The 9,354-nt window shown below is 63.5% G+C and carries 7 protein-coding genes and 1 pseudogene; 3 read left to right on the top strand and 5 right to left on the bottom strand.

Annotated features, from left to right (window positions below; translation table 11 throughout):
- Window positions 1–3 precede the first annotated feature (3 nt).
- A complete protein-coding gene (locus ACRARG_RS18555) occupies window positions 4–2,043 on the bottom strand; it encodes an oxidoreductase (RefSeq protein ID WP_432691713.1) in 2,040 nt (679 codons plus the stop codon).
- Window positions 2,044–2,230: 187 nt separating this feature from the next.
- On the opposite strand from ACRARG_RS18555, the gene ACRARG_RS18560 reads away from it, so the two are divergent.
- A complete protein-coding gene (locus ACRARG_RS18560; RefSeq protein ID WP_432691720.1) occupies window positions 2,231–2,842 on the top strand; it encodes a TetR/AcrR family transcriptional regulator in 612 nt (203 codons plus the stop codon).
- A gap of 22 nt (window positions 2,843–2,864) precedes the next feature.
- Here ACRARG_RS18560 and fahA read toward each other — a convergent pair whose 3' ends face one another.
- Window positions 2,865–4,112, bottom strand: a complete 1,248-nt coding sequence (fahA, locus tag ACRARG_RS18565) for a fumarylacetoacetase (protein WP_432691714.1) — start codon at window positions 4,110–4,112, stop codon at window positions 2,865–2,867.
- A gap of 54 nt (window positions 4,113–4,166) precedes the next feature.
- The gene (hmgA, locus tag ACRARG_RS18570; protein ID WP_432691715.1) at window positions 4,167–5,528 is read right to left on the bottom strand and encodes a homogentisate 1,2-dioxygenase; all 1,362 of its coding nucleotides are present in this window, start codon (window positions 5,526–5,528) and stop codon (window positions 4,167–4,169) included.
- 83 nt (window positions 5,529–5,611) lie between these two features.
- On the opposite strand from hmgA, the gene ACRARG_RS18575 reads away from it, so the two are divergent.
- Entirely contained in the window at window positions 5,612–6,130 is a 519-nt protein-coding gene (locus ACRARG_RS18575; RefSeq protein WP_432691716.1) for a MarR family winged helix-turn-helix transcriptional regulator, read from the top strand.
- 79 nt (window positions 6,131–6,209) lie between these two features.
- Here the strand turns inward: ACRARG_RS18575 and ACRARG_RS18580 are convergent, their stop codons facing one another.
- Entirely contained in the window at window positions 6,210–7,199 is a 990-nt protein-coding gene (locus ACRARG_RS18580) for a ParB/RepB/Spo0J family partition protein (protein WP_432691717.1), read from the bottom strand.
- The gene (locus tag ACRARG_RS18585) at window positions 7,196–8,374 is read right to left on the bottom strand and encodes an AAA family ATPase (protein WP_432691718.1); all 1,179 of its coding nucleotides are present in this window, start codon (window positions 8,372–8,374) and stop codon (window positions 7,196–7,198) included. The genes ACRARG_RS18580 and ACRARG_RS18585 overlap by 4 nt, the downstream gene beginning before the upstream one ends.
- Before the next feature lie 639 nt (window positions 8,375–9,013).
- Here ACRARG_RS18585 and ACRARG_RS18590 point away from each other — a divergent pair.
- Window positions 9,014–9,354, top strand: a pseudogene (locus ACRARG_RS18590) (replication initiation protein); the annotation flags it as partial.

The raw sequence follows: 9,354 nt of genomic DNA on the forward strand, positions 1-9,354 counted from the left end.
AGGTCAGACCGTCCGGACCAGCCGCAGCGCGTCGTAAATTGCGGCATGGGTGTTGCGGGCGGCCACGGCATCGCCGATCCGGAACAGCTGATACCCGCCGGCGGGGTTGCGGCTCACCGCCTGCGGCTGGCCGGCGATCATGGCGGCGTGATCCAGCTCTCCCAGATTGATCGATCCGGGGCGCAGGTCGAAATAGACCTCGTCCAGCGGCCGCGTCCCATGGTTCACCACCAGCTGATCGACCTCCCGCACGCGCGAGACACCGCCGTAATCGCTGCCGATACGGGCCTGCAGACCATTGCCGTGGCGGCTCAGCGCCTCGACCTTCCAGGTGACGGTGAATGTCACGTCGCGCTTCTGCAGCTCCCGCATGGCAGGGGTCAGCGACATCGCCATGACCTCGGGCGCAAAGGTCCGGTCGCGGGTCATGATCTCCACCCGGGCGCCGGTGGCGGCGATCTTCTCCGCCGCCTGCAGCCCGGCGTAATCGCCGGCATCGTCATAGATCAGCACGTCGCTGCCCGGGGCCACGTCGCCGGAGAGGATATCCCAGGTGGAGACGGCCAGCGCATTGCCCTCCTCCAGCACCTCCGTATTGGGCAGGCCACCGGTGGCGATCACCACGACATCGGGCGCCTCCGCCAGGATCGTGTCCTTCTCGGCATAGGTATTGAACCGGAACGTGACGTCCAGCCGTTCGCATTCCGCAAACCGCCACTGGATCAGCTGCATCATCTCGGCCCGGCGCGGGGTCCGGGCGGCCAGACGTACCTGCCCGCCCGGCGCATCCGCCGCCTCAAACACGATGACGTCATGCCCACGCTCTCCGGCGACCCGCGCGGCCTCCAGCCCGGCCGGACCCGCGCCGGCAATCACCACGCGCCGCCGGTCAGGCGCGGCGGCAATGGCATGCGGCTGTTCCAGCTCGCGCCCGGTCGACGGGTTGTGCAGGCACAGCGCCATGCCGCCCTGGTAAATCCGGTCGAGGCAGTAATTCGCGCCGACACAGGGCCGGATGCGATCCTCTTCTCCGCGCAGGATTTTGGCGACGATATGAGGATCGGCCATATGGGCGCGCGTCATCCCGACGATATCCAGCTTGCCGGAGGCAATGGCATGGCGCGCCGTGGCCACATCCTGGATCTTGGCGGCGTGAAAGGTCGGGAACTGGGTCGCGGCCCGGATCTCTCCGGCGAAATCCAGATGCGGCGCGCTGGCCATCCCCTGCACCGGGATCAGATCGGTCAGGGCAGGATCGGTGTCGATATGGCCACGCACCACGTTCAGGAAATCGACAAGGCCGCTGTCTTTCAGCCGGCGCGAGATTTCCATCCCCTCGGCCCGGTCGATCCCGCCCGCCTGGCATTCGTCCCCGGCATAGCGCACGCCCACGATGAAATCCTCGCCCACCCGCGCGCGGATCGCCGCCAGCGTGTCCATCATGAACCGCATCCGGTTGTCGAGAGAGCCCGTCCCATAAGGCCCGTCCAGCGCATTGGTGAGCGGAGAGACGAACTGCTCCATCAGATGGCCATAGGCCTCAAGCTCGATCCCGTCGAGGCCCGCCGCCTGCATCCGCTCTGCCGCATCGGCGTAATCCTCGATGATCCGCGCGATGTCCCAGTCCTCTGCCATCTTGGGAAAGGCCCGGTGCGCCGGTTCGCGTTCGTGCCCGGCCGAGACCACCGGCAGCCAGTCAGCCTTGTCCCAGCGGGTGCGGCGTCCCAGATGCGTCAGCTGGATCATCACCGCACAGCCGTGATCGTGGCATTCGTCGGTCAGCTGTTTCATCCAGCCCACCACCTCATCCTGCCAGGCCAGGATATTGTTAAAGACCGGCGGGCTGTCCCGCGACACAGAGGCAGACCCCGCCGTCATCGTCAGCCCGACACCGGCCCGCGCGCGCTCCACATGGTAGGCGCGGTAGCGGTCCTTGGGCATACCGTCTTCGGGATAGGCCGGCTCATGACTGGAAATCATCAGGCGGTTTTTCAGGCGCAGATGCTTCAGGTCATAGGGCTGGAAAAGCGGGTCGCTGGACATATTGAACCTCCGGGTTTCCGGCATGATGAGAAAAATGTTCACATGTGTCAATAATGAGATCACTGCTGTACATTTACCCCCCTGCCCCTCTATCCTGCCCCCGCAACACCCGGGTACTGGCCCGGTTTCCGGAGGAGCACGCCGCTTGACCAGATCCAAATCAACCGGATGGCGCGGATCGCGCGAGATGTGGCTGAATGCTGCAAAATCCGCGCTGATCGACACCGGCGTCGATGCCGTCAAGATCCAGCCCCTGGCGGCGCGGCTGACCATCTCGCGCACCAGCTTTTACTGGTTCTTCAAGGATCGCGACGCCCTGCTCGATGCCCTGCTCGACGATTGGGAGGCGCAGAATTCCGGCACCTTTCATGCGGCCTGCGATGCCTATGCCGAAACCGTGACCGAAGCCCTGCTGACCCTGATCGGCATATTCCTGGACGGCGCGCCCTTTGACCCCCGGCTGGAATTTGCAATCCGGGGCTGGGCGCATCAGTCGCCCGATGTCGCGCAGCGGGTGATTGCCGCGGACGAGGCGCGCCTGTCCGCCATCCGGTCAGTGTTCCGGCGGTTCGGCTATTCCGGCGACAGTGCGGATGTCCGCGCCAGAACGGTCTATCTCACGCAGATGGGATATATCTCGCTGCAGGTCTCCGAAGACCTCGAAACCCGGATGACCCGGATCGAGGAATATGTGGAGATCTTTACCGGCCATCGGCCAGACGCCCGCGACATGGCCCGGTTCCGGGCCCAGCGACTGGCGGCGGCAGACACCGGCACGGACCCGTCCGGCGTCACCTGACGCTCTGAACCGCGGGCCCGCCCTATCCGGCCGCGACCGTCCCCGGCACAGCGGGTGCGGGCTGCACCTGTCCGGCGCAATCGCCAAAGCCAATGACATATCCGTCGCCCTGCGCCCTGCCCCGCAGGGTGATCCGGTCGCCATCCTCCAGAAAGCTCCGCACCTCCCCGGTGTCGAGGGTCACCGGCGTCTGCCCGCCCCAGCTCAGCTCCAGCATGGCCCCGCGCTGATCCGCACCGGGGCCCGAGATTGTCCCCGAGCCCAGCAAATCCCCCACCCGCATCGGACAGCCCGAACTGCTGTGATGCACCAGCTGCTGGGCGGCGTTGAAATACAGGTATCGGGTGTTCGAACGGCAGATGATCGTCTCGGCCTGCCCCGCCGGGGCCAGCCCGACCTCCAGCGAAATATCGTAGGCGCTGTCACCGGCGGTTTCGAGATAGGGCAGCAGCGGTCGGTCGCGAAGGGGCGGCGCACAGCGAAACGGCTCCAGCGCCGCGCGCGGCACGATCCAGGGGCTTATCGTAGTGGCCGTTGCCTTGGCCTGAAACGGACCCAGCGGCTGAGCCTCCCACCGCTGAATGTCCCGTGCCGACCAGTCGTTCAGAAGCACATAGCCAAAGATCATCTCCTCCGCCCGGTCCAGCGTCACCATCCCCTGCGAGGGCTGGCCGATGACAGCGCCAAACTCCAGCTCGAAATCGAACCGTTTTGACGCGCCGAACACCGGAAGATCGCCGGTCGGCAGCTGCCCCAGCGGCCGCACCACGGGCGTGCCGCTCACCACCACCGAAGAGGCCCGTCCGTTATACCCGATCGGCATCGACAGCCAGTTGGGCGACAGCGGGTCGCCGTCGGGGCGAAATATCCGCCCGACATTCTCGGCATGGTGCCGCCCGGAATAGAAATCGGTGAATTCGGACACCCGGAACGGCATATGAAGCCGGACCTCCCGCATCGGAACCAGCGCCGCCGCGATGACCGCCCGCAGCGGACCTGCGGCCCCTGCCCTCAGCGCCTCTGTCAGGGCTGCGCGGAACGCGGACCAGACCGCGGGCCCCGCCGCCATGAAGGCCGTCCAGTCCTGGTTTGCGGGCACCAGCCCGGGCAGGTCCAGACCCGTCATGTCGATCACCTGATCGCCGATCGCCACCCCCAGCCGCCGGTCCCCGCCCTCCCCGGTCGAGAACACGCCATGCGGCAGGTTGTTCAGCGGGAAAGGCGTCTGCGGATCATTGGCACTGTCGATCCAGCTTTCCATCAACGTCATTCCGCGCGCCCCTCTGTGGTGTCTGCTTTGACAAAGCTCCGTCCGGACCGCATCTCACTGCGGGTCCGGAGTGCCATCGAACTTCTTCTCCAGACTGTCCCAGCAGGCGATGTAATCGTCCTGCAGAGGCGCCTCGCGGCCGGCAAATTCCGTCAGATGCTGCGGAAACCGGGTCTCGAACATGAAGGACATCGTATTGTCGAGCTTGTGCGGCACCAGCTCCGCCGTCGAGGCCTTCTCGAACGCGTCGCGATCTGGCCCATGCGGCAGCATCATATTGTGAAGCGACAGCCCGCCGGGAACAAATCCCTGCGGTTTGGCATCGTACTGACCGTGAATATTGCCCATCAGTTCCGACATGACGTTCTTGTGGTACCACGGCGGGCGAAAGGTGTTTTCGGCCACCGACCAGCGGTCGCGGAACAGCACAAAGTCGATATTCGCCGTGCCTTCGATGCCCGACGGCGCCGTCAGAACCGTGAAAATCGACGGATCGGGATGGTCGAACAGGACCGCTCCAACCGGGCAATAGGTCCTGAGATCGTATTTCACCGGACAGTAATTGCCATGCCAGGCAACGACATCCAGCGGCGAATGCCCGATCTTGGTTTCATGAAACTGGCCGCACCACTTCACGGTCAGAACCGACGGCACCTCGCGGTCCTCGAACGCGGCCACCGGGGTCTTGAAATCGCGCCGGTTGGCCATGCAGTTCGCCCCGATCGGCCCGCGCCCCGGCAGGTCGAAGGTCTGACCGTAGTTCTCGCAGACAAATCCGCGGCAGGGGCCCTCCGTGACCTCGACCCGATAGACCAGACCGCGCGGAATGATCGCAATCTCCTGCGGTGCGAGGTCGAGCACGCCCAGCTCCGTGCAGAACCGCAGCCGGCCCTCCTGCGGCACGATCAGCAGCTCGCTGTCGGCGGAATAGAAATAGGCGTCTTCCATCGACTGGGTGACCAGATAGATATGCGCGGCCATGCCGGTCTGGGTGTTCACATCCCCCGCCGTGGTCATCGTGCGCATCCCGGTCAGCCAGGTCAGCGGCATCTGCGCATGCGGAACCGGGTCCCAGCGATACTGACCCAGCGAGGTCACACTCTCCACCACATGGGGGGCGGTCTTCCAGTAGGGCAGGTCAATGCGGGCGTATCGACCGGAATGTTTGACCGACGGCCGGATCCGGTAGCACCAGGTTCGTTCGTTCTGATGACCGGGGGCGGTAAAGGCGGTCCCGGACAGCTGCTCGCCGTATAATCCGTAGCTGCAGCGCTGCGGCGAATTCATGCCCTGCGGCAGGGCACCGGGCAGCGCCTCCGTTTCGAAATCATTGCCAAAGCCGGACATATAGCCGGCATGACCTTCTGTTGCGCCCGTCGCCCGGATCAGGCCCGACGGCTGGTCGTGACGTGTCATCTGTGCCTCCCTTGGGTCACCGCCTGAGGGGGTGAAAGGTCCCGGCCCCAGAGAACGTTGCAAATGCAACGACGTCAAGGCTAATGTCCCTGCAACCCAACCCGACCGGAGCCGCCGGCATGCCCGCCCCCGAGAAATCCGCCGCAGCGCGCACCGACCCACAGGCAGACCAGCTGCCGGATTTCGATCTGGACGGCTTTACGCCCTACCGCCTCTCTGTCGCGGCAAAGGCCACCAGCGACGCCCTGGCGCGCCAGTACCGGGCCCGGTTCGGTATCTCCATCGCGGAATGGCGGGTTCTGGTGCATCTGTCCCAATCCGCCGATGTCTCCGTCCGGGATATCGAACGGCGGGTGGCGCTTGAGAAATATGAGATCAGCCGCGCCGCCAAACGGCTTCGCGAGGCCGGGCTGATCGACGTCGCGGCCAACAATGAGGACAGGCGGCTGGTCCGTATGCAGCTGACCGGCCAGGGCCTGCAGCTGATGTCAGAGCTCCTGCCCCTCGCCCAGGCTTTTCAGGAGATGATCGACACCCGTCTCGGCGCGGCCCTGCAGGGGCTGGAGGCAGGGTTGGATGCCCTGTTGTCGGACCCGCTCTGATCTCTGGTTGCCAGGGGCAGGGAAGCTCGCCCTACCCCTTTGCAAATCAACAATAATTTTGAATATTGCCAGTTGGCAATCAGGCCTGCCCCGAGGCCCTGTCCTTCAAAAGACGTTCAACGGCTGCCCGCAGGTCCGCATCCGGAATATCGCGGGCAAATTCCAGCGACAGCCGGTTGCCCTTGCGCCGCAGCTGAACGCCGGCGGCCCCCGGACCGGAGCGATACACCGTTTCCGCGACATCGCGCTGTCGTGGCGGCGTGGCGGCGGCCTTGAGCCGGGACATCACCCGAGCGACCGGAATAGCCTCTCCGGCGGCGCGGCCGTCCGCAATCTTCGCGGCCTCGTAAAGAACACGCAGTCGGCTTTCCTCTTCCGCCAGCAGCGGCTTCAGCGTCCGGGCGTGCAGCTCCTTCACGTCGCGCAGAGAGGGGAAGGCGGCAATGATCCGGCTGTCCAGACGTGCCAGCTGAAGATAGCGCGACAGCCAGGCCGGAGAGACCTGCAGTCGCTCCGCCATCACATTCTGCTTGCCGCCATAGTATTCCTTGACCGCCCGGGCATAATCGAGCGCCCGCTCGTAATCCGAGATATCCTCGCGGTCGCGGTTTTCGATATCGGCCAGACGAAACGCTTCTTCATCCGTCAGCTCGCGCTCTTCGACCAGATACTGGAATTTGGGGTAGTTGTTGGCGCGCAGCCAGCTGACCGCGAAATGCCGACGGGCGCCGCAGATCACCTCAAACTCCGGCCCCTCTCCGCCCTGGCCTCCCCGCAGGCGGCGCACGATGGCGGGAAATTCCTGTTGGCCCTGGCTCAGCAGCCCGTCGATCAGATCACGGCAATTGTCTTCGGTCAGGGCGTCATAGGCCCGGTTGTGACCGGCCCACATGACGCAGCTCTCCGGATCGACAAGGCGCAGCACCTTTTCCTGTCGCTGTCCGCTGGCCTGCTCGGCCATGGTGTTGGACCGTTTCAGGAAGCGCGCCCCTGCCCTGTCGCGCTGTGGCGCCGGCGCTTCGATATCTTTCAGGACGTCATCGAAAATTGCATCGTGTTTCTTGCTCACAGGATGCCCTCCTTGCGCAGTGCGGCGTGATGGCTGGGCCATGTCTTGCGGACCAGCTGTTCTACTTCCTTGCCGACGGCGTCCAGATAGACCCTGCACCGCTTGTGCGTGTCTGTCCGCGTCGCGGCGCCCGTCATTTCATACACGCTCATCAGGTTGGCCGTGGCATTGTCGATCTCCGCACTGTCCTTCAGGACCGCCTGCATCAGATCATGCGGAAAGACCGCTTCCATCACCCGCTTGATCGCCTGATGTGCGCTTTTCTGATCGTTCATCTTGGTCGCAAGAATCTTAACAAAGTGATAGCCCCGCGCGCCCCCATGTTCGGCCAGCTCGTTCAGCGTCGCCCCCATCATCTTGAGGAAATGCGCGGTGGAGCCAAAATCGATATTATTGGGCGGCGCCGGGATCAGCAGAGCATTGGCCGCCCGAAGCACCGAGAGCGAGATCATGCCAAGCGCCGGCGGCGGGTCGAGCAGAATGACATCGAACTGGTCCGAAATCGTCTCTATCCCGGCACGTAGTCTATCCAGAACAAAGCTCTGTTCACGCACCATACGGGCGGCAAATTCGTATTCCGCATCATAGAGCCCGAGGTTGGCCGGGATCATCGCGATGCCGGGCCAGTAGGTCGCGCGCAGGGCATAATGCAGGGTCGACGGTCCACCATGCCGGAAAAACGGATAAAGCGTATCCTCGTCCTCATCGACATCCACATCCGGGTTCAGCCCGAAGATGGAAGTGGTCGACCCCTGGCTGTCGCAATCGATCACGCAGACACGATAGCCTTTCAGAGCCAGATACTGGGCAAGGTGCACGACAACGGTGGATTTGCCGACGCCACCTTTGAAATTCTGTACCGCGATGACCGAGGCAGGATCGCCCTCGGCGCGGCGGGGCAGGGTGCCGAACACCTCCCGCATGCGGTTGACGTCTTCCAGCGTATAGCCCGTCCTGCGCCCCGTGTCCGGGTCTTTGTCCGGCTGCGGCAGCCGACCGTCGTTTTCAGCGTCCCGAATGGCCTTTTCGGTGCGGCCCACCATGTCAGAGGCCGTACGGACGTTGAACCGCAGCTCAAGCGTCTTTTGCAACCCGGGAGAAAAGACCCGCTCTCGCAGCCTGCGGATCACGGTATCGGCCCGCAGCGCAAGGCTGTCGATTTCGTCGAGGGTCACAGGAAATTCCTGTATCATCATTCTGACTGCCCATATGATTATTTTGCGTTGAATATGCCGGGTCCCGCGGGCGCGCTCAAGTGCGAATATTTGGCCGATCCCGCCGAAATAGCGAACCCTGGTATAGTCTGCGCTATTTTCCGCAATTTGGTCCTGTTTGCCGCGACGTTCGGATGTCTGGCTGAGATCAGCGAACTGAAAACCCGGTTGGTAAGGATTGCGCGGTAAAGAGGCCACCTGGCGCCAAAAACCCACCCCAACCAAAATAAAAAACCGGATATTCTTATGTTCTTGGATTCATCTGTTCGGGGGGCGGATAGACCTGTGAATCCTGCCAAATCTTCTGGTTTAGACTACATTTCGGGATTGTGTCGCTTACCTTTCGGGACGGCTGAACTTACGCCGGGGGTGGGCTGGCGTTACCTGATGGGTGCGCAACTCTTACTTTTCGGGGCGGCCTCATGAGGGCGAATCGGCCGCTCGGAAAAGACCTGCTTTTACAGGGTGATGTGATTCGCCTTGTGAGTCGCGATGCGATTGAAAGCTTACGTTTCGGGTGTGGGGCCGCTGACGAGAGAGCTTGTCAGCTTACGCCGCTTGGCATACAAATGTAAGAAAACGAGGTATGGACCGGAGCAGATGGCCAAGCCCTCCAAACCCTATCGCACGATCGACGCCCGGCCAAGCCGGGAATCGCTTGTCAAACCCGGTGAGCTGGTGGACCTCGTGGAGGTCACGCCACTGACGCTGACCGACCGGCGCATCTACAACCAGCTTTTGGAAAATGCGTGGGAGGCGATCGACAAGCCCGTTCTGCATGTCATCGCGAAATCCGATCTGCGGGGGTCGCATAATTCAAACGACAGGGTCGGGGAATCGATCGAACGGCTGATGGCGGCCATCGTCAAGATCGAGGCGGTCTGGGATGGCGAGCCGGCGGTCGAGCGGGTCCAGCTGCTGGGCGGCAACGTTGAGACCGC

Source organism: Pseudooceanicola profundi (assembly GCF_050897955.1).
Taxonomy (GTDB): Bacteria; Pseudomonadota; Alphaproteobacteria; order Rhodobacterales; family Rhodobacteraceae; genus Pseudooceanicola.